Below are 25,147 nucleotides of genomic sequence, written 5' to 3' on the forward strand. Positions count from 1 at the left end.
GGCGCTGGAAACGGTAGGGTGTCGGCGGTCGTCCAGGCCGCGCGCGCAGGAACAACGCCCCCCGCAACACCCGGGACTCACGGCGCCTGCTACGGACGCAGGCGCAACCCGCTATAATCCCGCTCTTTTTCCGCGGAGCCCGAACCCATGCCCTCCCTGCCCAGCCTGCGCCTGAAAGCCAACGCCGACCGACGCCTGCGCGCCGGCCACCTGTGGGTCTACAGCAACGAGATCGACGTCGCCGCCACGCCGCTGCACGGCTTTGCCGCCGGCGACCAGGCAATCCTCGAAGCCGCCGGCGGCAAGCCGCTGGGCGTGGTCGCCATGAGCCCGAACAACCTGATCTGCGCCCGCCTGCTGTCGCGCGACGTCAAGCACGTGCTGGACAAGTCCCTGCTGGTACACCGCCTCAACGTCGCCCTGAGCCTGCGCGAGCGCCTGTTCGACAAACCCTGCTACCGCCTGGTGTACGGCGACTCCGACCTGCTGCCGGGGCTGGTGGTCGACCGTTTCTTCGACATCCTCGTGGTGCAGCTGGCCTCGGCCACCATGGAAGCGCACAAGGACGAGGTGCTCGCCGCGCTGGTCCAGGTGTGCAAGCCCAGCGGCATCCTGTTCAAGAACGACTCCAGCGCGCGCGACGCCGAGGGCCTGCAGCGCTACGTGGAGACCGCCTACGGCCAGGTGCCCGAGTGGGTCGCCCTGGAAGAGAACGGGGTCAGGTTCGAGGCGCCGGTGATCGAGGGGCAGAAGACCGGCTGGTTTTACGACCACCGCATGAACCGAGCGCGCCTGGCGCCCTACGTCAAGGGCAGGCGCGTGCTCGACCTGTTCAGCTATATCGGCGGCTGGGGCGTGCAGGCCGCGGCCTTCGGCGCTAGCGAAGTGTTCTGCGTCGACGCCTCGGGCTTCGCCCTCGACGGCGTGGAGCGCAACGCCGCGCTCAACGGCGTGGGCGAGAAGGTGACGTGCGTGGAGGGCGATGCCTTCGCCGCCCTGCGCGAGCTGAAGGCCGCCGAGGAGCGCTTCGACGTGGTGATCGCCGACCCGCCCGCCTTTATCAAGCGCAAGAAAGATCTCAAGAACGGCGAGGCCGCCTACCGCCGCCTCAACGAAGCCGCCATGCGCCTGCTGAGCAAGGACGGCATCCTGGTCAGCGCCAGCTGCTCCATGCATCTGCCCGAGGACGACCTGCAGAACATCCTGTTGACCAGCGCGCGCCACCTGGACCGCAACATCCAGTTGCTCGAACGCGGCGCCCAGGGCCCGGATCACCCGGTCCACCCGGCCATCAATGAGACCCGCTACATCAAGAGCCTGACCGTGCGCCTGCTGCCCAACAGCTGAGAAATGCGTGGTCCGGAGGAAATCCGGAGCTGTCCGGCACCGCGCGTCCCGTATTGCATCCGGGCTACGCGCTGGGCAATGCCGCCGGGTGGGTTAGGCCGCGCCCGCTCCCGGCGGGCTTGCGGCATTCACCCCATCCATGGGGATTGCGCATGGTCCAAAACTGTCGATACGAGCACAGCCTGCTGCGCCGTAACCCACCATTGGGGTCGCCCTGATTCCGCTCGGTGGATCGATATAGCGCGATTCACCCTGCCCCGCCGCCCAACGCTCGGGCGGCGCGCACCTGCCGGGTGCGTGTCGGCAGGTGTCCTTTCCCCCACCTCCTGTTACCTCCCGCCCCACCTTCCTCGCATCCCGTCCAGGCTGGACTAGGCTTTAGCCTGCGGAGCAGAGCGCCGCCGCACAACCGTTCGTCGGCTGGCGTGCTTATTGCTTTTGGTTATTTACATAACGATCGGACCGCACGACAGGGACGAATCGACTCAAGCAGTACGGGCCCGGCCACGAGCTGGCCCGTCTTGATGGGCAATGGGGAGAACTATGGCTGTGCAGGCTGGGAACGACGCGTTCCTGCGATTCACCAGTGTGAAGAAGACCTACGACCACAAGACGCTGGTGGTCAAGGACTTCAACCTCGACGTGGCCAAGGGCGAGTTCATCACCCTGCTCGGCCCATCTGGTTCGGGCAAGACCACCTGCCTGATGATGCTCGCCGGCTTCGAGGACGTGACCAGCGGCGAAATCCTGATCAACGGCCGCAACGTCACCAGCATCGCCCCCTACGACCGCAACATCGGCATGGTCTTCCAGCAGTACGCGCTGTTCCCGCACATGACCATCCGCGAGAACCTCGCCTACCCGCTGAAGATCCGCAAGCTGCCCAGGGACGAGATTCGCGCCAAGGTCGAGGACTACCTCGCCCTGGTCGAGCTGCAGGCCTTCGGCGGCCGCTACCCCGGCCAGCTCTCCGGCGGCCAGCGCCAGCGCGTGGCCCTGGCCCGCGCGCTGATCTTCGCCCCGGACATAGTGCTGATGGACGAACCGCTCGGCGCCCTGGACAAGAAGCTGCGCGAGCAGATGCAGTTCGAGATCAAGCGCCTGCACGAGCAGCTCGGCTTCACCGTGATCTACGTGACCCACGACCAGACCGAAGCGCTGACCATGAGCGACCGCATCGCCGTGTTCAACAACGGCGTGGTGCAGCAGTGCGCGCCGCCCCACGTGCTCTACGAACGCCCGGCCAACCTGTTCGTCGCCGACTTCATCGGCGAGAGCAACAAGCTGCCCGGGGTGATCGAGGCAGTCGGCGAGGACCAGGTTCAGGTACGCCTGGACGATGGCGGCCTGGTCAGCACGCTCAAGGCCAACTGCACCGAGGTCGGCCAGCCGACCACGGTGTCGGTACGCCCGGAGAAGCTCAACTTCACCGACCGCCTGGGCGGCGCCGGCAACGAGATCAAGGCACGCTTCGTCACCCGCCACTATGTCGGCGAATACATCCGCTACCACTTCGAGACCGCCAGCGGCAGCGAGCTGGTGGTGAAGAATCTGAACGACAGTTCAGCCCCCAGGCTCAGCGCCCAGGAAGAGGTCGCCCTGGCCTGGCTGCCGGAAGACAGCCAGGCCCTGGATCGATCGGAAGTGCCGACGACGCTCTGACCCCACAACTAGTAGAAGCAAATGGAGCACAGCAATGGCTAGATCACTGACTACCAGCGTTTCCACCTTCGCCCTGGTGGCGGCTCTGGGGCTTGCGGCGGGTAGCGCCAGCGCCGAGGACAGCCTCACCGTGGTGTCCTGGGGCGGCGCCTATGGCGCGGCGCAGAAGAAGCACGTCATCGACCCCTACATGAAGGACAGCGGGGTCAAGGTGCTGTTCGAGGACTACTCCGGCGGCGTGGCGGAGATCAAGGCCCAGGTCGAGTCCGGCAATATCCAGTGGGACGTGGTCGACTTCGAGGTGATCGACCTCGAGCGCGCCTGCTCCGAGGGCCTGCTGGAGAGCCTCGACCACGGCACCCTGCCGGCCGGTATCGACGGCACCCCGGCCGCCAAGGACTTCATCCCCGAAGCCCTGGCCAGCGAGTGCGCGGTCGGCAACATCGTCTGGTCGGTGGTGTTCGCCTACAACCAGAACACCATAGGCGCGACCAAGGCGGCGAGCATCGAGGACTTCTTCGACACCGCCAAGATTCCCGGCAAGCGCGCCATGCGCAAGCGCCCGCAGGTGAACATGGAGTGGGCACTGCTGGCAGACGGCGTGGCGCCGGAGGAAGTCTACGAAGTGCTCGCCACCCCGGAAGGCCAGCAGCGCGCCTTCGACAAGCTGGCCAGCATCAAGACTGACATCGTCTGGTTCGACTCCTGGTCGCAGGCCCCGCAACTGCTCAACGACGGCGGCGCGGTGCTCGTGCAGTCAGCCAACGGGCGCTTCTACGACGCCATCGTGCAGGAGAAGAAACCCTTCGAGATAGTCTGGGACGGCCACGTCTACGACCTCGACGCCTGGGCCATCGTCAAGGGCACGAAGAAGAAGGACCTGGCGATGGAGTTCATCAAGTACGCCACCGGCTCCAAGCCGCTGGCCGGCATGCCGGACGTGGCCTACGGCCCGACCCGCAAGTCGTCCATGCCGCTGGCCGACCAGAGCGCCACACCGCACCTGCCCACCGCCCACCTGGACAAGGGCATCCAGGCCGGTTCGGAGTTCTGGGCCGACTACGGCGAGTCGCTCGGCGAGAAGTTCAACGAGTGGCTGTTGAAGTAACAGGTGCAAAACGCCCCTCTCCCGATGGGAGAGGGGCTCGGCTATTGCGTAGGGTGGGTTAGGCGCATGGTGCAAGACTTTGGACACACTCAAGGCCCGCTGCGCCGTAACCCACCAGATACCCCTGATTCCGCTTGGTGGGTTACGCCGCGCCCAGCAACCGCATCGCCTATCTGGCTAGGCGTCCTGCGCGGCTAACCCACCCTACACCCGACCGGAGAAGCAGTTTGTCATCCCTGACCACCAGCGAAGCCGGCCAAGCCACCAGCGCCCGTCGCAAGAAACGCCTCACCGCCTTTCTCTTCGTGGTGCCGCTGCTGCTGTTCATTCTCGTCACCTTCGTCGCCCCGATCGGCACCATGCTGTGGCGCAGCGTGCACCACCCGACCGTGGCCGAGCTGATTCCCCTGACCCTGGCCGAGCTCGAACGCTGGGACGAGCAAAAACAACTGCCGGACGAGCGCACGCTGAACGTGTTCGTCGGCGAACTGCATGGGCTCCACGAGCAGCGCCTGTCCGGCAAGCTGGCCGAGGAGTTCAACCGCGCCTTCACCGGCATGTCCAGCGTGGTCAAGTCCAGCGCCCGGCGCATCGGCCGGCTGGACGCCGACGCACTGCAGAGCCAGGGCGTCGAAACCCTGCTCGCGGCCCATCGCAACTGGAGCAAGCCCGAGCTGTGGTTTGCCATCACCCGCGCCGGCCAGCGCTACACCTACGACTACTACCTCACCGCCCTCGACCTAGAGCTGCACCCGGACGAAGGCATCCAGGTGCGCGAGGACACGCAGATCTACCTGCAGCTGTACTCCAAGACCCTGAACATGGCGCTGGTCATCACCCTGCTCTGCGCGCTGCTCGGCTACCCGCTGGCCTATTACCTGTCGGGCCTGCCGGAAAACCGCGCGAATCTGCTGCTGGTGCTGGTGCTGCTGCCGTTCTGGACCTCGCTGCTGGTACGCACCACCTCGTGGATCGCCCTGCTGCAGACCAACGGCGTGATCAATTCCTTCCTCATGGGCATCGGCCTGACCGACCAGCCCTTCGAGATGCTCTACACCTCGTTCGCCACCGTGGTGGCGATGACCCATATCCTCCTGCCGTTCATGATCCTGCCGCTGTACAGCGTGATGCGCGGCATCGACCCCAGCTATCTGCGCGCCGCCCTGAGCCTGGGCGACAAGCCGATCCCGGCCTTCGCCCGCATCTACTTCCCGATGACCCTGCCGGGTCTCAGCGCAGGTGCGCTCTTGGTATTCATCATCTCGGTGGGCTACTACATCACCCCGGCGCTGGTCGGCGGCACCGACGGGCAGATGATCAGCAACATCATCGCCTTCCACATGCAGCGCTCGAACAACTGGGAGCTGGCCGCCGCGCTCGGCTCGCTGCTGCTCGGGCTGATCCTGCTGCTGTACTGGGTCTACGACCGTTTCGTCGGCGCCAGCAATATCAAGTTGGGATAAGTCAAAATGTCCAAGATTCCCGCCTATTACGGCTTCTGGCACCACCTCGGCAGCTGGCTGCTCAAGGCCAGTTCCTGGCTGGTGCTGCTGTTTCTGATCCTGCCGATCCTGGTGATAGTGCCGCTATCGTTCAACGCCGAGCCCTTCTTCAGCTTCACCGAAGGCATGCTCACGCTGGACCCGGAGGCCTACTCGCTGCGCTGGTACCGCGAGATCCTGAGCGACCCGAAATGGATTCTGGCGATCCAGAACAGCTTTCTGATCGGCATCTTCGCCACCGTCCTGGCCACCGTGCTCGGCACCTGCGCCGCCGTCGGCCTGGCCCGCGACGACATGCCCTATCGCCGCTTCATCACCGCCCTGCTGCTGTCGCCGATGATCGTGCCCTTGATCATCACCGCCGCCGGCATGTTCTTCTTCTATTCCGATCTCGGCCTGGCCGGCAGCTACCTGGGGGTGATCCTCGCGCACGCGGCGCTCGGCACGCCCTTCGTCATCATCACCGTCACCGCCACCCTCACCGGCTTCGACTACAGCCTGGCACGCGCGGCGCTGAACCTGGGCGCCACGCCGCTGCGGGTGTTCTTCGACATCATCATGCCGCTGATCCGCCCCGGGGTGATTTCCGGCGCGCTGTTCGCCTTCATCACCTCGTTCGACGAGGTGGTGGTGATCCTGTTCATGGCAGGGCCGCAACAACGCACCATCCCGCGGCAGATGTTCTCGGGCCTGCGCGAGCAGATCAACCCGAGCATCCTGGCCATCGCCACCCTGCTGATCCTGGTGTCCATCGCCCTGCTGGTGACCATCGAACTGCTGCGCCGCCGCGCAGAGCGGCTGCGCGGCATCGAGATCCCGCACTGAGGGCGGCGGGCAACCGACCGCCAGCCTTCCCCCGCCCGCCTCGGCGGGCGTAGAATCGCCCCATTCCTCGCCATCCATCCCCTGGCGGGCCCTGAGCACGGGCCAGACGCGCGGCCACCCCGCGGCGTCCAGCGGCCCCGCCGAACGCACGGCCACCTTCCGTTTGCATCCGGTTCAGTCGACGCTCAGCATACGAACATCACCTGATCAGCCGCAGGAACCCCGTCATGCCCGATTACCGCTCTAAAACCTCCACCCACGGCCGCAACATGGCCGGCGCTCGCGCCCTGTGGCGCGCCACCGGGATGAAGGATGAAGACTTCAAGAAGCCGATCATCGCCATCGCCAACTCCTTCACCCAGTTCGTGCCCGGCCACGTGCACCTGAAGGACCTCGGCCAGCTGGTCGCCCGCGAGATCGAGAAGCACGGCGGCGTGGCCAAGGAATTCAACACCATCGCCGTGGACGACGGCATCGCCATGGGCCACGACGGCATGCTCTATTCGCTGCCGAGCCGCGAGATCATCGCCGACTCCGTGGAGTACATGGTCAACGCCCACTGCGCCGACGCCATCGTCTGCATCTCCAACTGCGACAAGATCACCCCTGGCATGCTGATGGCCGCCCTGCGCCTGAACATCCCGGTGGTGTTCGTCTCCGGCGGGCCGATGGAGGCCGGCAAGACCAAGCTGGCCAACCACGGCCTGGACCTGGTCGACGCCATGGTGGTGGCCGCCGACGACTCCTGCTCCGACGAGAAGGTCGCCGAGTACGAGCGCAGCGCCTGCCCGACCTGCGGCAGCTGCTCCGGCATGTTCACCGCCAACTCGATGAACTGCCTGACCGAGGCCCTCGGCCTGTCGCTGCCGGGTAACGGTTCGACCCTGGCCACCCACAGCGATCGCGAGCAGCTGTTCCTGCGCGCCGGGCGCCTGGCGGTGGAGCTGTGCCAGCGCTACTACTGCGAGGGCGACGAATCCGTGCTGCCGCGCAACGTCGCCAGCTTCAAGGCATTCGAGAACGCCATGACCCTGGACATCGCCATGGGCGGTTCCACCAACACCATCCTGCACCTGCTGGCCGCGGCCCAGGAGGCCGAGCTGGCCTTCGACCTGCGCGACATCGATCGCCTGTCGCGCAAGGTGCCGCAGCTGTGCAAGGTGGCGCCGAACATCCAGAAGTACCACATGGAAGACGTCCACCGCGCCGGCGGCATCTTCTCCATCCTCGGCGAGCTGGCCCGTGGCGGCCTGCTGCACACCGACGTGCCGACCGTGCACAGCCCGAGCATGGCCGACGCCATCGCCCAGTGGGACATCACCCAGACCAGCGACGAGAAGGTCCACACCTTCTTCAAGGCCGGTCCGGCCGGCATCCCGACCCAGGTCGCCTTCAGCCAGAGCACCCGCTGGGACACGCTGGACGACGACCGTGAGAACGGCTGCATCCGCTCGGTAGAGCATGCCTATTCGCAAGAAGGTGGTTTGGCGGTTCTCTACGGCAATATCGCCCTGGACGGCTGCGTGGTGAAGACCGCTGGGGTGGACGAGTCGATCCATGTGTTCGAAGGCACGGCGAAGATCTTCGAGAGCCAGGACAGCGCCGTTAAGGGCATCCTCGCCGACGAAGTGAAGGCCGGCGACATCGTGATCATTCGCTACGAAGGCCCGAAAGGCGGCCCGGGCATGCAGGAAATGCTCTATCCGACCAGCTACCTGAAGTCCAAGGGCCTGGGCAAGCAGTGCGCCCTGCTCACCGACGGCCGCTTCTCCGGCGGCACCTCGGGCCTGTCCATCGGCCACGCCTCGCCGGAGGCTGCCGCTGGCGGCGCCATCGGCCTGGTGCAGGACGGCGACAAGGTGCTGATCGACATTCCCAACCGCAGCATCAACCTGCTGGTCAGCGACGAGGAAATCGCTCATCGCCGCCACGTGCAGGACAAGAAGGGCTGGAAACCGGCGCAGCCGCGTGCGCGCAAGGTCTCGACCGCGCTCAAGGCCTACGCCCTGCTCGCCACCAGCGCCGACAAGGGCGCGGTGCGCGACAAGGCGATGCTGGACCAATAAGGCACGGCGACACTCCATGAGCCCGGCCCCGCGCCGGGCTCATGCTTTTTGCGCCGTGCGCACCAGACGCATTCGGTGCGCACGGCGCCTCTATGGAGCGAGGCGCATGAAGATCGGCCTGATCAGCGACACCCACGGCCTGCTGCGCCCCGAGGCGCTGGATGCGCTGCGCGGCTGCGACCATATCCTGCATGCCGGCGATATCGGCCGGCCGGAGATACTCGGCGCATTGCGCGAGTTGGCGCCGCTAAGCGCGGTGCGCGGCAATAACGACGAAGGGCTGGAGTGGGCCGAGGCGCTGCCCGAAACGCTGCAGCTGGAGCTGGCCGGCGTCGGCATCCATCTCACCCACCAGGCCAATCAGGTGCCCGCCGATCTGCCGCCGTCGATCCGCGTGGTGGTGTTCGGCCACTCGCACAAGCCGCGGATCGAAGAGTGCGACGGCCGCCTGTGGGTCAATCCCGGCAGCGCCGGGCCGCGGCGCTTCAGGCTGCCGATCGGCGTCGGCCTGCTGCGGATCGAAGACGGCGAAGCGCGCGCCGAGCTGATCGAGCTTCAGCTCACCCCGACATAACGGTCGGCGCGGTGGTTGATCGCCAGCACCAGGTTCAGCATCACCGCACCGAGCACCGAGAGCAGCACCTTGTCCGGCGTCACCACGAAGATCGCACCTAGCACGATAACCGCGTCGATGCCCATCTGCACCGCCCCGGCACGCAGGCCGAAGCGCTCTTGGAGGAACAGCGCGAGGATATTCACCCCGCCCAGGCTGGCCTTGTGGCGGAACAGCATCAGCAGCCCCAGGCCCATGGCCGCCCCGCCGAACAGCGCGGCATAGAGGGTGCTCAGATGGGCGAAAGCGACCCACTGCGGAGTCAGTTCGGCCAGCAGCGACACCAGCAGTACCGCGCAGCCGGTGCGCAGGGTGAAGCCCCAGCCCAGGCGCCAGATGCCGAGCAGGTAGAACGGCAGGTTGACCAGGCAGAACACCAGGCCGAACGGCCAGCCGGCCAGGTAGTTGGCGAGAAAGGCGATGCCCACGGTGCCGCCGGTGAGCAACCCGGCATGGGCGTAGAAAGCGATGCCGAGGGCCACCAGCGAGGTGCCGAACAGCAGCGCCAGGGCATCTTCCCATAGCGGGTGGCGAATCAACATCGCAGCGAAAGTGTCCGCCTGCGAACGATTGGACTGGATTCCGGCCATGCGCAAAACCTGTCGTGACGACTAACGAGGGACGCATGGTAGAAAGATCGGCCAGCGCCTGAATTGGCCAGGATCAAGAAAACCGGCCGTCAGCGCCGCACCCAGGTCTCGAAATCGTAGGCCGGCGACTGGGCCGTGGCCGGATGCTCCTCATGGGTCTCGCGCGCCCACTCGGCCTCGTTGAATTCGGGGAACCAGGCATCGCCCGCCGGACGCAGCCCCACCCGGGTCAGGTAGAGACGCTCGGCCAGGGCCAGGCCCTGCTCGTAGAGCTGGGCGCCACCGATCAGCATCAGCTCGTCCACGCCCTGTTCGCGGGCCCACTGGTCGGCGCGGGTGATCGCCGCGTCCAGCGTCGGCAAGACCTCGGCGCCGTCGAGGCGCAGATCGGCCTGGCGGCTGACCACCAGGTTGAGCCGCCCCGGCAGCGGCCGACCGAGGGAATCCCAGGTCTTGCGCCCCATGATGATCGGCTTGCCCAGGGTCAGGGCCTTGAAGTGCTTGAGGTCCGCCGGCAGGTGCCAGGGTAGCTGGTTGTCGCGGCCGATCACGCGGTTCTCGGCGAGGGCGGCGATCAGACAGAGGGGCAGGGTCGTTTTCATGGCCGCGAGCATAGCAGAGCGCCCGGCGCGGACGCAGCCCGACGGCGGCGGTGCCGACCAACGCACAGAAGCGTCTAGGCTTGGTCCCGTGTCGCAGAATCGTCACCCTTGCCGGTGCAGGCTTGGGTTTTCATCCCCGTGCAAGGAGGTACCACCATGACGACCACACCGTTTCGCATCTGGGCGCTCTGCGCCGGCCTGCTGCTGCCGACCCTGGGCCTCGCCGCGCCGGCTCAGCCCGATAGCGTGCAGACCGCCATCGACTGGGCGCAGCAGCAGCCGCTGCCCCGCAAGGCCACCCCCCGGGGCGACGCCAGCCCGTTGATCATCGCCCACCGCGGCGCCAGCGGTTACGTGCCCGAACACACATTGGCGGCCTACGCCCTGGCCATCCTGCAGGGCGCCGATTACGTCGAGCCGGACCTGGTGATGACCCGCGACGGCCAGTTGGTGGCGCGCCACGACAACGAGCTGGGGCTGACCACCGACGTCGCGCAGCGCCCCGAGTTCGCCGAGCGCAAGCGCACCCAGACGGTGGACGGCGTCAGCCTGGAGGGCTGGTTCAGCGAGGACTTCAGCCTGGCCGAACTCAAGACCCTGCGTGCCATCGAGCGCATCCCGCAGCTGCGCCCGGGCAACACGCGCTTCGACGGCCAGTTCGAGATCCCCACCCTGCAGGAAATCATCGACCTGGTGAAGAGCCTGCAGCTCAGCCAGCAACGGGTGATCGGCCTGTATCCCGAGACCAAGCACCCGACCCACTTCCAGCAGCTCGGCCTGGCCATGGAGCGGCCGCTGGTCGCGGCGCTCAAACGCAACGGCTATAACAGCGCCAAGGCGCCGGTGTATATCCAGTCGTTCGAGGTGGAGAACCTCAAGGCCCTGAGCCGTCTGACGCCGGTGCGCCTGGTGCAGCTGCTGTGGACCGAGGGCCAGCCCTATGATCAGCAGGTGCTCGGCACCGGCCTTACCTACGCGCAGATGGCCACCCCGGCCGGGCTCAGGACCATCGCCCGCTACGCCGCCGGCATCGGCCCGGAGAAGAGCCAGATCATCCCGCGCGACGCCGCCGGCAACCTCACCGCGCCGACCAGCCTGGTGCACGACGCCCATGCCGCCGGCCTCAGGGTGCATCCCTATACCTTCCGCGCCGAGAACGCCTTCCTGTCGACCGACCTGCGCAGCAGCGGCGAGCCGGCCGAGCGCGGCGATATCGAGGCCGAGCTGCGCGCCTTCCTCGCCACCGGCATCGACGGTCTGTTTATCGACCAGCCGGATATCGCCGTGCGGCTGCGCGAGCGCGACTAAGGCGCACGCTCCGGCCATTCGCACCCAAGCGGATCAGCGGTTATCCTCAGCCCCTGATCTGGCCGACGAGACGCCGCGTGACCGACGCCGCCCCGCAACCCGACTCCCTGCAACGCCTCTGGCTCAGCGAGGCGATCCGCCTGCGCGAGGAACACGCCGGCGCGCTGGACGACGCCGAGGCCAACCGCCTGGCCCGCGCCAGCGGCGGCGACCTGGCCAGCCGCATCCAGCAGCGCGCCCTGCTGCTGGCGCGGCGCGACGGCCAGTGGCAGGCGCTGCTGCACTGGCTGCAGGGCGCTCGCCTGGCGCTGGTACTGCTGGCCGCGCTGGCTCTGCTCAGCGGTATCGGCCTGGCCCTGGCCGGTCTCGGCGACGGCAGCCGGCCGGTCAACGTGTTCTGGGCCCTGGGCAGCCTGCTGGGCCTCAACCTGCTGATGCTGATCGGCTGGCTGCTCGGCCTGCTGGCGCGCGACAGCGCCGGCGCGCTGGGGCGCCTGTGGCTCTGGCTCAGCGAGAAGCTCGCCCGCGACGCCGCCGCCGCGCAACTGGCACCGGCGCTGCTACTGCTGCTGCAACGCCAGCGCCTGGCCCGCTGGGGCCTGGGCCTGCTGGTACACGGGCTGTGGAGCCTGGCCATGCTCGCCGCGCTGGTCAGCCTGCTGCTGATGCTCGCCACCCGCCGCTACGGTTTCGTCTGGGAAACCACCATCCTCGGCGGCGATACCTTTATCGCCCTGACCCAGGCGCTCGGCGCCCTGCCGTCTCTGCTCGGCTTCAGCCTGCCGGATGCCGAGCTGATTCGAGCCAGCGGCGACGCCGCCTTGCTCGGCGAAGCCGCGCGGCAGCGCTGGGCCGGCTGGCTGGTCGGCGTGGTGCTGGTCTACGGCCTGCTGCCGCGCCTGCTGCTGACCCTGCTCTGCCTGTGGCGCTGGCGCTCGGGCCAGGTGGCGCTGCGCCTGGATCTCGACCTGCCCGGCTACGGCCTGCTGCGCCAGCGTCTGCAGCCGGACAGCGAGCGCCTGGGCGTCTGCGACCTGGCGCCCGCCGCCCTGCATCAGCCGCCAGGCGGCGGTCGGGTCCAGGGCGGCAGCGGCGCCCTGCTGCTCGGCCTGGAGCTGGACGAGCGCCGTCCCTGGCCGCCGGCCAGACTGCCGAAGAGCGTGGCCGACGCCGGGGTGATCGACAGCCGCGAGCAGCGCCGCCTGCTGCTGGAGCAGCTGACCCGCTACCCGCCCGAGCGCCTGGCCATCGCCTGCGACCCGCGCCGCTCGCCGGATCGCGGCACCCTGGCGCTGCTCGGCGAACTGGCGCGCTGCGCCGGCGCCACCCGTATCTGGCTGCTGCCGCCCGCGCCCGGCGAAACTCTGGACAGCGCACGCCTGGCCGACTGGCACCAGGCGCTGGACCAGTTGCAGCTGGTGCGCGGCGATGCGGCGCCGTTGAACTGGCTGGAGAGCGGACATGATTGACCTCGTTCAACGTAGGGTGGATGACGCTTCACCCATCCACCATTGGCGACGGTGGATGAAAAAAGCGTCATCCACCCTACGAAGCTTCACGGCCTCGAGGTTCGCCCCATGACCCAGCCGCTGAAACTGGCCCTGGTCGGCCATACCAACGTCGGCAAGACCTCGCTGCTGCGCACCCTGACCCGCGACGTGGAGTTCGGCGAGGTTTCGCCGCGCGCCAGCACCACCCGCCATGTCGAAGGCGCGCGGCTGTCGGTGAATGGCGAACCGCTGCTGGAGCTGTACGACACCCCCGGACTGGAAGACGCCATCGCCCTGCTCGACCATCTGGAGCGCCTCGACCGCCCCGGCGAACGCCTGGACGGCCCGACCCGCCTGGCGCGTTTCCTCGACGGCAGCGAGGCGCGCCAGCGCTACGAGCAGGAGGCCAAGGTGCTGCGCCAGCTGCTGGCCTCGGATGCCGGTCTGTATGTGATCGACGTGCGCGAGCCGGTGCTGGCCAAGTACCGCGACGAGCTGGCGATACTGAATATGTGCGGCCGACCGTTGCTGCCGGTGCTGAACTTCGTCGCCAGCAACGCCCACCGCGAGGAGGACTGGCGCAGCGCCCTGGCCCGCCTCGGCCTGCACGCCCTGGTCGCCTTCGACAGCGTGGCTCCGCCCGAGGACGGCGAGCGCCGGCTGTACGAGAGCCTGGCCCTGCTGCTGGAAAAGTCGCGCCCACAACTGCAGCGCCTGATCGAGGACCACCAGGCGCAGCGCCAGGCCCGGCGCCAGGCCGGCGCGCGGCTGATCGCCGAGCTGCTGCTCGACTGCGCCGCCTGCCGGCGTAGCGTGGCCGCCCAGCCGGTGCCGGAACAGGGCGCCATCGCCGAGTTACGCGAGGCCATCCGCCAGCGTGAGCAGCGCTGCGTAGAGGCCCTGCTGCGGCTCTACGCCTTCCGCCCCGGCGATGCCCAGGCCGGCGAGCTGCCGCTGCTCGATGGCCGCTGGGGCGACGACCTGTTCAACCCGGAGACCCTCAAACAGCTCGGCATCAAGGTCGGCGGCGGCATGGCGGCGGGAGCGGCCACCGGCGTGGGCGTCGACCTGCTGGTCGGCGGCCTCACCCTAGGGGCGGCCGCCGCGCTAGGCGCGGTGATCGGCGGCAGCGCGCAGACCCTGCGCAATTACGGGGAAAGATTGAAGGGAAAATTGAAGGGCCAGCGCGAGCTGACCGTTGACGACGCCGTGCTGCGCCTGCTCGCCCTGCGTCAGCAGCAACTGCTGGCGGCACTGGATAAACGCGGCCACGCCGCCATGGACGCCATCGCCCTCGGCGCCCCACAGGAAACCCTATGGCGTCAGGGCAAACTGCCCGCGCCACTGAACGTGGCGCGCGCCCATCCCGAATGGTCGTCGCTCAACCCCGGCGCACGCCTGGAAGAGGCCGACCGCGCCGAGCAGGTGGAGCGTCTGCGCGGCGACCTCTCCGTGCAGTCGGTGGGCTAAAGCGGAACGCCGCCCGGCCCACCCTACGCCGACCCGCGCTTACGTCCGCCCTGCGTTACCTCAGACCGCCACCGGCGCCTTGATATGCGGATGCGCTTCGTAACCGACCAGTTCGAAGTCCTCGAACTTGAAGGCCAGCAGGTCCTTCACCTCCGGATTGAGCTGCATGGTCGGCAGCGGCAGCGGCTGGCGGCTCAGCTGCAGGTCGGCCTGTTCGATGTGGTTGGCGTACAGGTGGCAGTCACCGCCGGTCCAGATGAATTCGCCCGGTTGCAGGTCGCAGACCTGCGCCATCATCAGGGTCAGCAGCGCGTAGCTGGCGATATTGAACGGCACGCCCAAAAAGATGTCGGCCGAGCGCTGATACAGCTGGCAGCTGAGCTTGCCTTCGGCGACGTAGAACTGGAACAGCGCGTGGCACGGCGGCAGGGCCATCTGCTCGACCAGCGCCGGGTTCCAGGCCGAGACGATCAGGCGGCGCGAGTCAGGGTTGCTTCTGATCATCGCGATCAGCTTGGCGATCTGGTCGATCGACTCGCCGTTGGGCGCCGGCCAGCTGCGCCACTGGTAGCCGTACACCGGGCCGAGGTCACCGTTCTCGTCGGCCCACTCGTCCCAGATGCTGACGCCGTTTTCCTTCAGGTAACGGATGTTGGTGTCGCCCTGCAGGAACCACAGCAGCTCGTGGATGATCGAGCGCAGGTGGCACTTCTTGGTGGTGACCAGCGGGAAGCCGTCGGCCAGGTCGAAGCGCATCTGGTAGCCGAACACGCTGTAGGTGCCGGTGCCGGTGCGGTCTTCCTTGAAGGTGCCGTGCTCGCGCACGTGGCGCATCAGGTCGAGGTACTGTTTCATCAGGCGGCTCCCGGGGCAGGCTGGCGCTTGTAGGCGTAGAGGATCAGGCCGATACCGCCGAGGATCATCGGCAGGCAGAGAATCTGGCCCATGGTCAGCCAGTTCCAGGCCAGGTAGCCGAGCTGGGCGTCCGGCACGCGGACGAATTCGACGATAAAGCGGAACAGCCCGTAGCAGGTGGCGAACAGACCGGAAACCGCCATGGTCGGGCGCGGTTTGCGCGAGTAGAACCAGAGAATGACGAACAGTGCCACGCCCTCCAGGGCGAACTGGTACAGCTGCGAGGGATGCCGCGCCAGCTGCTGTGGGTCGGTGGGAAAGACCATCGCCCAGGGCAGGTCGGTGGCCTTGCCCCACAGCTCGGCATTGATGAAATTGCCGATGCGCCCGGCGCCCAGGCCAATGGGCACCAGCGGCGCGATAAAGTCCATCAGCTCGAAGAAGCTCTTGCCGTTGCGCTTGCCGAACCACCAGGTGGCCAGCATGACCCCGAGCAGCCCGCCGTGGAACGACATGCCGCCTTCCCAAACCCGCAGGATCTTCGCCGGTTCGGCGACATAGGCCGCGAAGTCATAGAAGAACACGTAACCCAGGCGCCCACCGAGAATCACCCCCATGGCCACCCAGAACACCAGATCGGAGAGCTTCTCCTTGCTCCAACCAGCATCGAAGCGGGCCAGGCGCCGCGAGGCCAGCCACCAGGCGCCGCCGATGCCGACCAGGTACATCAGGCCGTACCAGTGGATTTTCAGCGGGCCGAGGGCAAGGGCCACCGGGTCGATCTGCGGGTAAGGCAGCATCAATCACTCCTTAGACAAGAAAACTCAGGCCCACGCTGAACAGCAGCAGGGCGAACAGGCGCTTGAGCAGGCGCGGCGACAGGCGATGGGCCAGGCGCGCGCCGATGCGGGCGAAGAACATGCTGGTGACGGCGATGCCGACCAGCGCCGGCAGGTAGACGAAACCGACGCTCCACGGCGGCAGCTGCGGGTTGCCCCAGCCGGTGGCGACGAAACTCAGCGCGCCGGCGATGGCGATCGGCAGGCCGCAGGCCGCCGAGGTGGCTACCGCCTGCTGCATCGGCACGCTGCGCCAGACCAGGAAGGGCACGGTCAGCGAACCGCCGCCGATGCCGAAGATCGCCGACGCCCAGCCGATCACCCCACCCGCCGCCGCCAGCAGCGGCCTGCCTGGGACAGTGCCCTCGGCCCTGGGTTTCAGATCGAGCGCCATCTGCACGGCGATCACCAGGGCGAACACGCCGATGATCTTCTGCAGGTACTCGCCGTGGATCGCCGCCGCGCTCAGGGCGCCCAGCGCCGCGCCGAACAGGATGCCCAGGGTCAGCCAGCGAAACAGTGGCCAGCGCACCGCGCCCTTGCGCTGGTGCTCGAGCAGCGAATTGATCGAGGTGAAGACGATGGTCGCCAGCGAGGTACCGACCGCCAGGTGGGTGAGCACCTCCGCCGGCATGCCCTGCGAGGCGAAACTGAACACCAGCACCGGCACGATGATCAGCCCGCCGCCCACGCCGAACAGACCGGCCAGCACGCCGGCGGCAGCCCCTAGCAGCAGGTACAGCAGCAGTTCCATCGATACCCCCGGGAAAACAAAGCGGCATGGTAGCGGAATTGCCCCGGCAGCGGCAGGCACCAGGCGTCGGGCACGGGGCAATTGCATGACGGGGATGGGCGCCAATCCTTGGCGGCCCTGCCACGAAATCGCCGGCAGACTCGCTTCCAGGGTACGGCGTGCACCGCTTCAGCTTCGTGCTAGCCTGCAAGGCGTCGCCCGAACAAGGAGTGCCCCATGTGCCTGATCGTTTTCGCCTGGCGCCCGGATCAGCCGCAACCGCTGCTGCTGGCAGCCAACCGCGACGAGTTCTACGCCCGGCCCAGCTGGCCGCTGCGCGAATGGGACGACGCGCCCGGGCTGTTCGCCGGGCGCGACCTGCAGGCCGGCGGCACCTGGCTGGGGATGAGCGCGGACGGGCGTTTCGCCGCGCTGACCAATATCCGCGATCCGAACCAGCCAGCCGGACGACGCTCGCGTGGCGAGCTGCCGGTCGATTTCCTGCGCAGCGCGCTGACGCCGCCGGCCTATCTGCGGCAGGTAGCGGGCAGAGCCGCAGAGTACGCCGGCTTCAACCTGCTGCTCGGCGATGCGCGTGAGCTCTGGTACTACAACAGCCAGGAGGACCAGCCGCGAACCTTGCCGGAAGGGCTCTACGGCCTGTCCAACGCCGGCCTCGACAGCCCCTGGCCCAAGCTGCGACGCGCCAGGGCGGCGCTGGAAAACTGCCTGGACGCCCCGGCCAGCCAGCGCCTGCTGGCGCTGTTGGCCGACAGCGAACGGCCGCCCGAACACCTGCTGCCCGATACCGGCGTCGGGCCGGCGGTAGAGCGCCTGCTGTCGACGGTCTTCATCGCCAGCGCCAACTACGGCACTCGCGCCAGCACGGCCCTGATCCTCAACGCCGACCATAGCTGGGAGCTGGTCGAACGCAGCTTCGGCCCGCAGGGCGTGCCGCTGGGCGAGGTCGTCATACGCAGGTAAGGGAAAGTAGGGTGTAGGGTGGATGACGCTTTACCCATCCACCATTGACGGACGCAGCGAACGCGCGAGCAAGCGTCAGCAGAGAGGCGCCTGGTGCGCACGGCGCACCCGTCAGGGTCGCCGGGGCTCGCAGACGCGGCTCAGGCCTGGATATTCGACGCTGGGTTGATCACCCGGCCCAGGCCGAGGTTGCGCAGGGCCAGCTGCAGGGTGCTGTGGATCAGGTGCGGATTGTCCATGGTCATCACCTGACCCAGCAGTTCTCGAGCCTTGCTGCGGGTGACCTGGCGCAACAGCCATTTCACCTTGGGCAGGTTGGTGGCGTTCATCGACAGCGAGTCGAAGCCCATGGCCAGCAGCAGCACGGCGGCGGCCGGATCGCCGGCCATCTCGCCGCAGATGCTCACCGGCTTGCCTTCGGCGTGGGCGTCGTCGACCACCTTCTGCAGCGCCTGCAGCACCGCCGGGTGGAGGAAGTCGTAGAGATCGGCGACCCGCGGGTTGTTGCGGTCCACCGCCAGGAGGTACTGGGTCAGGTCGTTGGAGCCGACCGAGAGGAAATCCACCTGGCGCGCCAGTTCGCGGGTCTGGTAGACCGCGGCGGGAATCTCGATCATCACGCCGATTGGCGGCAGCGGCACGTCGGTGCCCTCGTCGCGCACCTCGCCCCAGGCGCGGTGGATCAGGTGCAGCGACTCCTCCAGCTCCTGGGTGCCGGAAATCATCGGCAGGAGGATGCGCAGGTTGTTCAGGCCCTCGCTGGCCTTGAGCATGGCGCGGGTCTGCACCAGGAAGATTTCGGGGTGGTCGAGGGTGACGCGGATGCCGCGCCAGCCGAGGAAGGGGTTCTCTTCCTTGATCGGGAAGTAGGACAGCGCCTTGTCGCCGCCGATATCCAGGGTGCGCATGGTCACCGGCAGCGGGTGGAAGGCCTGCAGCTGCTCGCGGTAGGTGGCCAGCTGCTCCTTCTCGCTGGGGAAGCGCTCGTTGACCATGAACGGCACTTCGGTGCGGTACAGGCCGACGCCCTCGGCGCCGCGCTGCTGGGCGCGGGCCACGTCGGCGAGCAGGCCGGTGTTGACCCACAGCGGCATGCGCTGACCGTCGAGGGTCTCGCAGGGCAGCGCGCGCAGCGCGTCGAGGCCCTCGGTGAGCTGGCGCTCCTCCTCGACCACGTCGGCGTACTGCTTGGCGAGCAGCTCGCTGGGGTTGGTGAACACCTCGCCGTGGTAGCCGTCGACGATCAGCTGGATGCCGTCGATCTTCGAGTACGGCAGGTCGACCACGCCCATCACCGTGGGGATGCCCATGGCGCGGGCGAAGATCGCCACGTGCGAGTTGCCCGAGCCGGTCACCGAGATCAGGCCGGCCAGCTTGCCTTCCGGTACCTCGCCGAGCATCGCCGGCGACAGCTCCTCGCTGACCAGGATGCTGTTGTCCGGGTAGACCAGCGAGGTCTTGCGTTCTTCCTGCAGGTAGGCGAGCAGGCGCCGACCGAGGTCGCGCACGTCGCTGGCGCGCTCGCGCAGGTAGGCGTCGTCCATCAGCTCGAAGCGCCCGACGTGGTCGAGCACCACCTGACGCAGGGCGCCCTGTGCCCATTGGCCGGTCTTGATGACCTTGCGCACCTCGTTACCCAGGGCGGCATCGTCGAGCATCATCAGGTAGACGTCGAACAGCGCGCGCTCTTCCTTGCGCAGCTGGGTGGCAAGCTTGGCGGACAGCTCGTGCATGTCCTCGCGCACCCAGCCGAGGGCCTTGTCGAACAGTTCCAGTTCGGCGGCGATGTCGTCGACGCTGCGATCGGGCACCACGTTCAGATCGGCCGGCGGCAACACCACCACCGCGGTGCCGACGGCGGCACCCGGCGCGCCGGGCACACCGACGAACTTGGCCTCCTGCACGCCCTTGCCCTGACGGCCGAGGCCGCGGATCGAGCCGGTGGCCTCGGCATGGGCGATGACCCCGGCGAGCTGGGCGCTCATGGTGACCAGGAAGGCTTCCTCGCCCTCGTCGAACTGGCGGCGCTCCTTCTGCTGCACCACCAGTACGCCCATCACCCGCCGGTGGTGGATGATCGGCGCACCGAGGAAGGAGGCGTAACGCTCCTCGCCGGTCTCGGCGAAGTAGCGATAGCGCGGGTGAGCCGCGGCGTTCTCCAGGTTGAGCGGTTCCTCGCGGGTACCGACCAGGCCGACCAGGCCTTCGCTGGGCGCCATGCTGACCTTGCCGATGGAGCGCTTGTTGAGGCCCTCGGTGGCCATCAGGACGAAACGGTTGGCTTCCGGATCGAGCAGGTAGACCGAGCACACCTGGCTGCCCATGGCCTCCTTGACCCGCTGCACGATGATCGACAACGCCGCCTTGAGGTCCTTGGCGGCGTTGACTTCCTGGACGATCTTGCGCAGGACGTTGAGCATGTGCAGTTCCGCTTCCTGGTCAGTCGCGCACGATCAGGCGCGGGGCGAGTTCCTTGAGGGCGCGGCGATAGACCTCGCGCTTGAATGTGACCACCTGGCCCAGCGGATACCAGTAGCTGACCCAGCGCCAGCCGTCGAACTCGGGCTTGCCGGTCAGATCCATGCGCACCCGCTCTTCGGCTCCGGTCAGGCGCAGCAGGAACCACTTCTGTTTCTGGCCGATGCACAGCGGCTGGCTGTGGGTACGCACCAGGCGCTGCGGCAGACGATAACGCAACCAGCCACGGGTGCAGGCGAGGATATTCACGTCCTGCTCCTCGAGGCCAACTTCTTCGTTGAGTTCGCGGTACAGCGCCTCTTCCGGCGACTCGCGATCGTTGATCCCACCCTGGGGAAACTGCCAGGCATCCTGGTTGATGCGCCGCGCCCAGAGCACCTGGCCCAGATCATTGGTCAGGATGATGCCGACATTAGGGCGGAAACCATCAGAATCGATCACGGCAGGCAACCTCGTACACGCAAGTTCCGGCATTGTTCCACAAAGCCGACAACAGCAGCAACGCGGGTTTCGACGCAGTTTGAAAGCCTGAGCAAAGCGGCTATTCTGGCGCGCCCAACCGGTTTCACACGAAGGTATTGACGGTGCGCCTGGCCCTTTTCGATCTCGACAACACCCTGCTCGCCGGCGACAGCGATCACAGCTGGGGCGACTTCATCTGCCAGCGCGGCCTGGTCGATGCCGCCGAATACCAGGCGCGCAACGATGCCTTCTATGCCGACTACTGCGCCGGCAAGCTGGACGTGGTGGCCTACCAGAATTTCAGCCAGGCGATACTCGGCCGCACCGCCATGGAGCAGCTGGCGCAATGGCATCGTGAGTTCATGGCCGAGGTGATCGAGCCGATCATCCTGGCCAAGGGCGAGGCGCTGCTGGCCGAGCACCGCGAAGCCGGCGACAAGCTGGTGATCATCACCGCCACCAACCGCTTCGTCACCGCGCCCATCGCCGCGCGCCTCGGTGTGGACACCCTGATCGCCACCGAGTGCGGCATGCAAGGCGGCCGCTATACCGGGCAGATCGCCGGCATCCCCTGCTACCAGCAGGGCAAGGTGGTGCGATTGAACGAATGGCTGGCGCAGAGTGGCCTCAGCCTGGACGGCAGCTATTTCTACAGCGACTCGCGCAACGACCTGCCGCTACTGGAAGTCGCCAGCCGCCCCGTGGCGGTGGACCCGGACGAGGTGCTGCGCGCCACCGCCGTCGAACGCGGCTGGCCGGTGATTTCGCTGCGCTGAACGAAAACACCCCGCATCGTGCGATGACATGGGGTGCGCTGCGCGCACCATCATTAAAACCGGTGCGCACGGCCTGGGCGGCCCCGCGACACCGCCTACGCGGGCTTGGCGCCCATCAGCGCCATGATGGCGATCAACAGTACCAGGATCAGCGCCGCGTAGATCAGGCACAGGCGCCCCAGCGCGGTCGGCGCCGGGGCGTCGCCCAGCGCGCGCCAGGCGGCTAGGCGCCCGGCCAGCAGCAGGCCGAGTAACATCATCACCCCGTAGAGAACGCTGCCCGCCAGCAGCCAGGCCTGCCCAAGCGGCCAGCCGGCACTATCCACCAGCCAGTAACCGCTCAGCGGCAGACTCAGCGCCAGCACGGCGAAGGCCGGCAGGCTGAACAGCAGGGTGACACGCAGCTTGCGCGCCAGCAGCGCCGCATCGTTTGCGCGCTGCGCCTTGAACAGCATGAAGGCGTGGGCAAGCACGCCGAGCAGCAGCAGGACGCCCGGGGCGCCGTGGAGGATGCGAACCAGCAGGTAGTGTTCCATCACCTTTTCCTCATCAGCCCAGAAACAGCGAATAGGCGGGATTGTCGCTCTCGTCCCAGTAGGGATAGCCGATGGCCTCCAGCGCCGCGGCCACCAGATGGCGCTCGCTGTCCGGCACCTGCAGGCCAGCGACCACGCGACCGTCGGCGGCGCCGTGGTTGCGGTAGTGGAACATCGAGATGTTCCAGCGCCCGCCGAGTTTCTGCAGGAAGTTGAACAGCGCGCCGGGGCGCTCGGGGAACTCGAAGCGGAACACCATCTCGTCGCTGACCCGCGCCGCGTGGCCGCCGACCATATGGCGGATATGCAGCTTGGCCAGCTCGTTGTCGGTCAGATCCAGCACCGGGAAACCTTGGGCGCGCAGCCCTTCGACCAGCGCCGCGCGCGGATCGCTGTCGGGGTGGGTCTGCACGCCGACGAAGATGTGCGCCTCGCGGTCGGTGTGGTAGCGGTAGTTGAACTCGGTGATCTGGCGCTTGCCGATCGCCTCGCAAAAGGCCTTGAAGCTGCCCGGCTGCTCGGGGATGGTCACGGCGATGATCGCCTCGCGCTTCTCGCCCAACTCGGCGCGCTCGGCGACGTGGCGCAGGCGGTCGAAATTGACGTTGGCGCCCGAGTCGATGCCCACCAGCACCCGCCCCGAGCAGCGCTCGCGTTCGACGTACTTCTTGATCCCGGCCACGGCCAGGGCGCCGGCCGGCTCGGTGATCGAGCGAGTGTCGTCGTAGATGTCCTTGATCGCCGCGCAGATCTCGTCGCTGCTGACGGTGATCACCTCGTCCACGTACTGCCTGCAGATGTCGAAGGTGTGCGCGCCGATCTGCGCCACCGCCACGCCGTCGGCGAACAGCCCGACGCTCGGCAGCACCACGCGCTCACCGGCCGCCATGGCGGCCTGCAGGCAGTTGGAGTCGTCCGGCTCGACGCCGATCACCTTCACTTCCGGGCGCAGGTACTTGACGTAGGCAGCGATGCCGGCGATCAGGCCGCCGCCGCCGACCGGCACGAAGATGGCATCCAGCTGGCCCGGATGCTGGCGCAGCACCTCCATGGCCACGGTGCCTTGCCCTGCGATCACCAGCGGGTCGTCGTAGGGGTGGATGTAGGTGTAACCCTTCTCCTCCACCAGTTTCAGCGAATGCGCCAGCGCCTCGGGGAAGGCGTCGCCGTGCAGCACCACCTTGCCGCCGCGCGAGCGCACGCCCTGCACCTTCAGTTCAGGCGTGGTGCGCGGCATGACGATGGTCGCCTTCACCCCCAGGGTCTTGGCGGCCAGGGCCAGGCCCTGGGCATGGTTGCCGGCCGAGGCGGTGACCACGCCGCGCTCCAGTTCCTCGGCCGACAGCTGGGCCAGCTTGTTGTAGGCGCCGCGAATCTTGAACGAGTACACCGGCTGCAGATCCTCGCGCTTGAGCAGAATCTGGTTGCCCAGCCGCTCGGAAAGCTGGCGGGCCGGTTGCAGCGGGGTTTCCACCGCGACGTCGTAGACGCGCGAGGTGAGGATCTTCTTCACGTACTGTTCGAGCATGGCGAGTTCGCAGGCGGTCGGGCTTGGGGGGACTGGGGAGTCTACCCCAGCGCTTCGCCGCGCGACCACAGAGAGTGCGGGGTTTTTGCCCGCCATGCGGCTATAATTCGCGCCTCTTTTCCTTCCCTTGCCAGGCGCACCCCCGCGATGAACCAGGATCAGCTGAAACAGGCCGTGGCCCAGGCCGCCGTCGACCACATTCTTCCCCGCCTCGACAGCAAGAGCGTCATCGGCGTCGGCACCGGCTCCACCGCCAACTTCTTCATCGACGCCCTGGCCAAGCACCGGATGGAATTCGACGGCGCGGTGGCCAGCTCCGAAGCCACCGCCGCGCGGCTCAAGGGCCACGGCATCCCGGTCTACGACCTGAACACGGTGAGCGAACTGGAGTTCTACGTCGACGGCGCCGACGAGAGCGACGAGCACCTCCACCTGATCAAGGGCGGCGGCGCCGCGCTGACCCGCGAGAAGATAGTCGCAGCGGTGGCGCGCACCTTCATCTGCATCGCCGACGCCAGCAAGCTGGTACCGGTGCTCGGCGCCTTTCCGCTGCCGGTGGAAGTCATCCCCATGGCGCGCAGCCATGTGGCGCGCCAGCTGGTCAAGCTGGGTGGCGACCCGGTGTACCGCGAGGGCGTGCTGACCGACAACGGCAACATCATCCTCGACGTGCACAACCTGTCGATCGTCGATCCGCTGAAGCTGGAAGCGGATATCAACGCCATAGTCGGGGTGGTCACCAACGGCCTGTTCGCCGCCCGCCCGGCCGACCTGCTGCTGCTCGGCACCGCCGAGGGCGTGCAAACGCTCAAACGCTGAGCCCCGCAGGGTGCGCCGCGCGCACCTGCAGAGCCGGCGAAAATTGCTGGATAGCTTGGCGGGGCGTCGTGGGAGCCCCTCCCTGGGGCGACGCTTTTCGGTCGGCAGCATCGGCCCATTCGCCGCGGGACGCGGCTCCTGCCCGAGCTAGGTGTGATGCCTTGGCGCCCGCCGGCTCAATAGACAGATCCCGGTGCGCACGGCCCCACGACACCCTACTCGAGCAGCCGGCGCAGCTCTTCGCTCAGCGGCATCGGCTGGAAGGCGCTGACCCGCGCCCGCCCGGTATTGCCGAGCGGCACCCAGATCCGCGAGAACAGCAGCGCCGCGAGGATGCGCGGCAACTGCCCGAGCACCTCGCGCCCGTCGCCCGCCTGCATACCTGCGCGCAGCATCAGCCAGTGCGAGCGCGCATGCAGCCATGGCTGGCGCTGGGTGAGGATATGCGCCCGCTCCAGCCAGACGTACGCCGCGGCGCCGCGCCCCTCGTCCAGGGCGGCTTCGGCCAGGGCGAAGGCCTCGTCGATGGCAGTCTTCAGTTCTTGCTGCATATC

Annotated in this window: 23 protein-coding genes; 13 read left to right on the top strand and 10 right to left on the bottom strand. The window is 67.6% G+C overall.

What is annotated here, in order from left to right:
- Positions 1-147: 147 nt before the first annotated feature.
- The 7 genes from ACUTAF_RS19230 (at position 148) to ACUTAF_RS19260 (ending at position 9,084) form a co-directional block, all read left to right on the top strand.
- Positions 148-1,347, top strand: coding sequence for a class I SAM-dependent rRNA methyltransferase (locus ACUTAF_RS19230; RefSeq protein ID WP_445581479.1), 1,200 nt, complete (start codon positions 148-150; stop codon positions 1,345-1,347).
- A 543-nt stretch (positions 1,348-1,890) separates the two neighbouring features.
- Complete coding sequence (locus ACUTAF_RS19235) at positions 1,891-3,009, top strand: ABC transporter ATP-binding protein (protein ID WP_445581480.1); 1,119 nt, start codon at positions 1,891-1,893, stop codon at positions 3,007-3,009.
- A 34-nt stretch (positions 3,010-3,043) separates the two neighbouring features.
- On the top strand, positions 3,044-4,117 hold the full coding sequence (locus tag ACUTAF_RS19240; RefSeq protein ID WP_445581481.1) for an ABC transporter substrate-binding protein: 1,074 nt from the start codon (positions 3,044-3,046) through the stop codon (positions 4,115-4,117).
- 227 nt (positions 4,118-4,344) lie between these two features.
- Positions 4,345-5,580 (top strand): ABC transporter permease, encoded by a 1,236-nt coding sequence (locus ACUTAF_RS19245; protein WP_445581482.1) that lies wholly within the window; start codon positions 4,345-4,347, stop codon positions 5,578-5,580.
- 6 nt (positions 5,581-5,586) lie between these two features.
- The gene (locus ACUTAF_RS19250; RefSeq protein WP_445581483.1) at positions 5,587-6,444 is read left to right on the top strand and encodes an ABC transporter permease; all 858 of its coding nucleotides are present in this window, start codon (positions 5,587-5,589) and stop codon (positions 6,442-6,444) included.
- Between the two features lie 227 nt (positions 6,445-6,671).
- Positions 6,672-8,510 (top strand): dihydroxy-acid dehydratase, encoded by a 1,839-nt coding sequence (gene ilvD / locus ACUTAF_RS19255; RefSeq protein WP_445581484.1) that lies wholly within the window; start codon positions 6,672-6,674, stop codon positions 8,508-8,510.
- 106 nt (positions 8,511-8,616) lie between these two features.
- Entirely contained in the window at positions 8,617-9,084 is a 468-nt protein-coding gene (locus ACUTAF_RS19260) for a metallophosphoesterase family protein (RefSeq protein WP_445581485.1), read from the top strand.
- On the opposite strand, the gene ACUTAF_RS19265 is transcribed toward ACUTAF_RS19260, so the two are convergent.
- Together ACUTAF_RS19265 and ACUTAF_RS19270 are read right to left on the bottom strand one after the other, a co-directional pair.
- Positions 9,066-9,713: a YitT family protein gene (locus ACUTAF_RS19265; RefSeq protein ID WP_445581486.1), complete on the bottom strand. Its 648-nt coding sequence runs from the start codon at positions 9,711-9,713 to the stop codon at positions 9,066-9,068. The two genes, ACUTAF_RS19260 and ACUTAF_RS19265, sit on opposite strands and share 19 nt — an antisense overlap.
- 89 nt (positions 9,714-9,802) lie before the next feature.
- The gene (locus ACUTAF_RS19270) at positions 9,803-10,327 is read right to left on the bottom strand and encodes a dihydrofolate reductase (protein WP_445581487.1); all 525 of its coding nucleotides are present in this window, start codon (positions 10,325-10,327) and stop codon (positions 9,803-9,805) included.
- A gap of 144 nt (positions 10,328-10,471) precedes the next feature.
- Between ACUTAF_RS19270 and ACUTAF_RS19275 the strand changes: the two genes are divergently transcribed.
- The 3 genes from ACUTAF_RS19275 to ACUTAF_RS19285 all read left to right on the top strand — a co-directional run bounded on the left by ACUTAF_RS19275 (position 10,472) and on the right by ACUTAF_RS19285 (position 14,583).
- Complete coding sequence (locus ACUTAF_RS19275) at positions 10,472-11,623, top strand: glycerophosphodiester phosphodiesterase (protein WP_445581488.1); 1,152 nt, start codon at positions 10,472-10,474, stop codon at positions 11,621-11,623.
- A 77-nt stretch (positions 11,624-11,700) separates the two neighbouring features.
- Positions 11,701-13,092 (top strand): DUF2868 domain-containing protein, encoded by a 1,392-nt coding sequence (locus ACUTAF_RS19280; RefSeq protein ID WP_445581489.1) that lies wholly within the window; start codon positions 11,701-11,703, stop codon positions 13,090-13,092.
- A gap of 108 nt (positions 13,093-13,200) precedes the next feature.
- On the top strand, positions 13,201-14,583 hold the full coding sequence (locus ACUTAF_RS19285) for a GTPase/DUF3482 domain-containing protein (protein WP_445581490.1): 1,383 nt from the start codon (positions 13,201-13,203) through the stop codon (positions 14,581-14,583).
- Positions 14,584-14,643: 60 nt separating this feature from the next.
- Here the strand turns inward: ACUTAF_RS19285 and ACUTAF_RS19290 are convergent, their stop codons facing one another.
- The 3 genes from ACUTAF_RS19290 to ACUTAF_RS19300 are packed head-to-tail and all read right to left on the bottom strand — an operon-like array spanning position 14,644 to position 17,031.
- Positions 14,644-15,438, bottom strand: coding sequence for a thymidylate synthase (locus ACUTAF_RS19290; protein WP_445581491.1), 795 nt, complete (start codon positions 15,436-15,438; stop codon positions 14,644-14,646).
- Positions 15,438-16,238, bottom strand: a complete 801-nt coding sequence (gene lgt / locus ACUTAF_RS19295; protein ID WP_445581492.1) for a prolipoprotein diacylglyceryl transferase — start codon at positions 16,236-16,238, stop codon at positions 15,438-15,440. The genes ACUTAF_RS19290 and lgt overlap by 1 nt, the downstream gene beginning before the upstream one ends.
- A gap of 10 nt (positions 16,239-16,248) precedes the next feature.
- Positions 16,249-17,031 carry a sulfite exporter TauE/SafE family protein gene (locus ACUTAF_RS19300; RefSeq protein ID WP_445581493.1) on the bottom strand — a complete coding sequence of 261 codons (783 nt, stop codon included), beginning with the start codon at positions 17,029-17,031 and terminating at the stop codon, positions 16,249-16,251.
- Between the two features lie 216 nt (positions 17,032-17,247).
- Here ACUTAF_RS19300 and ACUTAF_RS19305 point away from each other — a divergent pair, with 216 nt between their 5' ends.
- Positions 17,248-17,994: an NRDE family protein gene (locus ACUTAF_RS19305; protein WP_445581494.1), complete on the top strand. Its 747-nt coding sequence runs from the start codon at positions 17,248-17,250 to the stop codon at positions 17,992-17,994.
- Positions 17,995-18,134: 140 nt separating this feature from the next.
- Here ACUTAF_RS19305 and ptsP read toward each other — a convergent pair whose 3' ends face one another.
- Together ptsP and ACUTAF_RS19315 are read right to left on the bottom strand one after the other, a co-directional pair.
- The gene (gene ptsP, locus ACUTAF_RS19310) at positions 18,135-20,414 is read right to left on the bottom strand and encodes a phosphoenolpyruvate--protein phosphotransferase (protein WP_445581495.1); all 2,280 of its coding nucleotides are present in this window, start codon (positions 20,412-20,414) and stop codon (positions 18,135-18,137) included.
- A gap of 19 nt (positions 20,415-20,433) precedes the next feature.
- On the bottom strand, positions 20,434-20,913 hold the full coding sequence (locus ACUTAF_RS19315; RefSeq protein WP_445581496.1) for an RNA pyrophosphohydrolase: 480 nt from the start codon (positions 20,911-20,913) through the stop codon (positions 20,434-20,436).
- A 143-nt stretch (positions 20,914-21,056) separates the two neighbouring features.
- Here ACUTAF_RS19315 and ACUTAF_RS19320 point away from each other — a divergent pair, with 143 nt between their 5' ends.
- A complete protein-coding gene (locus ACUTAF_RS19320) occupies positions 21,057-21,710 on the top strand; it encodes a histidinol-phosphatase (protein ID WP_445581497.1) in 654 nt (217 codons plus the stop codon).
- A gap of 95 nt (positions 21,711-21,805) precedes the next feature.
- Here the strand turns inward: ACUTAF_RS19320 and ACUTAF_RS19325 are convergent, their stop codons facing one another.
- Both ACUTAF_RS19325 and ilvA read right to left on the bottom strand, forming a co-directional pair.
- The gene (locus ACUTAF_RS19325) at positions 21,806-22,246 is read right to left on the bottom strand and encodes a DUF2269 family protein (protein ID WP_445581498.1); all 441 of its coding nucleotides are present in this window, start codon (positions 22,244-22,246) and stop codon (positions 21,806-21,808) included.
- 13 nt (positions 22,247-22,259) lie between these two features.
- Entirely contained in the window at positions 22,260-23,843 is a 1,584-nt protein-coding gene (ilvA, locus tag ACUTAF_RS19330) for a threonine ammonia-lyase, biosynthetic (RefSeq protein ID WP_445582477.1), read from the bottom strand.
- Between the two features lie 78 nt (positions 23,844-23,921).
- Between ilvA and rpiA the strand changes: the two genes are divergently transcribed.
- Positions 23,922-24,593 carry a ribose-5-phosphate isomerase RpiA gene (rpiA, locus tag ACUTAF_RS19335; protein ID WP_445581499.1) on the top strand — a complete coding sequence of 224 codons (672 nt, stop codon included), beginning with the start codon at positions 23,922-23,924 and terminating at the stop codon, positions 24,591-24,593.
- A gap of 215 nt (positions 24,594-24,808) precedes the next feature.
- Here the strand turns inward: rpiA and ACUTAF_RS19340 are convergent, their stop codons facing one another.
- On the bottom strand, positions 24,809-25,144 hold the full coding sequence (locus ACUTAF_RS19340) for a DUF3703 domain-containing protein (RefSeq protein ID WP_445581500.1): 336 nt from the start codon (positions 25,142-25,144) through the stop codon (positions 24,809-24,811).
- Positions 25,145-25,147: the final 3 nt, after the last annotated feature.

The sequence above is a fragment of the Pseudomonas sp. SP16.1 genome (genome assembly GCF_052682975.1).

Excerpts from the sequence above, each read along its gene's own strand:
- ACUTAF_RS19230 (WP_445581479.1), top strand. The coding sequence starts at position 148 with ATGCCCTCCCTGCCCAGCCTGCGCCTGAAAGCCAACGCCGACCGACGC.
- ACUTAF_RS19235 (WP_445581480.1), top strand. The coding sequence starts at position 1,891 with ATGGCTGTGCAGGCTGGGAACGACGCGTTCCTGCGATTCACCAGTGTG.
- ACUTAF_RS19240 (WP_445581481.1), top strand. The coding sequence starts at position 3,044 with ATGGCTAGATCACTGACTACCAGCGTTTCCACCTTCGCCCTGGTGGCG.
- ACUTAF_RS19250 (WP_445581483.1), top strand. The coding sequence starts at position 5,587 with ATGTCCAAGATTCCCGCCTATTACGGCTTCTGGCACCACCTCGGCAGC.
- ilvD (WP_445581484.1), top strand. The coding sequence starts at position 6,672 with ATGCCCGATTACCGCTCTAAAACCTCCACCCACGGCCGCAACATGGCC.
- ACUTAF_RS19260 (WP_445581485.1), top strand. The coding sequence starts at position 8,617 with ATGAAGATCGGCCTGATCAGCGACACCCACGGCCTGCTGCGCCCCGAG.
- ACUTAF_RS19265 (WP_445581486.1), bottom strand. The coding sequence starts at position 9,713 with ATGGCCGGAATCCAGTCCAATCGTTCGCAGGCGGACACTTTCGCTGCG.
- ACUTAF_RS19270 (WP_445581487.1), bottom strand. The coding sequence starts at position 10,327 with ATGCTCGCGGCCATGAAAACGACCCTGCCCCTCTGTCTGATCGCCGCC.
- ACUTAF_RS19275 (WP_445581488.1), top strand. The coding sequence starts at position 10,472 with ATGACGACCACACCGTTTCGCATCTGGGCGCTCTGCGCCGGCCTGCTG.
- ACUTAF_RS19285 (WP_445581490.1), top strand. The coding sequence starts at position 13,201 with ATGACCCAGCCGCTGAAACTGGCCCTGGTCGGCCATACCAACGTCGGC.
- ACUTAF_RS19290 (WP_445581491.1), bottom strand. The coding sequence starts at position 15,438 with ATGAAACAGTACCTCGACCTGATGCGCCACGTGCGCGAGCACGGCACC.
- lgt (WP_445581492.1), bottom strand. The coding sequence starts at position 16,238 with ATGCTGCCTTACCCGCAGATCGACCCGGTGGCCCTTGCCCTCGGCCCG.
- ACUTAF_RS19300 (WP_445581493.1), bottom strand. The coding sequence starts at position 17,031 with ATGGAACTGCTGCTGTACCTGCTGCTAGGGGCTGCCGCCGGCGTGCTG.
- ACUTAF_RS19305 (WP_445581494.1), top strand. The coding sequence starts at position 17,248 with ATGTGCCTGATCGTTTTCGCCTGGCGCCCGGATCAGCCGCAACCGCTG.
- ptsP (WP_445581495.1), bottom strand. The coding sequence starts at position 20,414 with ATGCTCAACGTCCTGCGCAAGATCGTCCAGGAAGTCAACGCCGCCAAG.
- ACUTAF_RS19325 (WP_445581498.1), bottom strand. The coding sequence starts at position 22,246 with ATGGAACACTACCTGCTGGTTCGCATCCTCCACGGCGCCCCGGGCGTC.
- rpiA (WP_445581499.1), top strand. The coding sequence starts at position 23,922 with ATGAACCAGGATCAGCTGAAACAGGCCGTGGCCCAGGCCGCCGTCGAC.
- ACUTAF_RS19340 (WP_445581500.1), bottom strand. The coding sequence starts at position 25,144 with ATGCAGCAAGAACTGAAGACTGCCATCGACGAGGCCTTCGCCCTGGCC.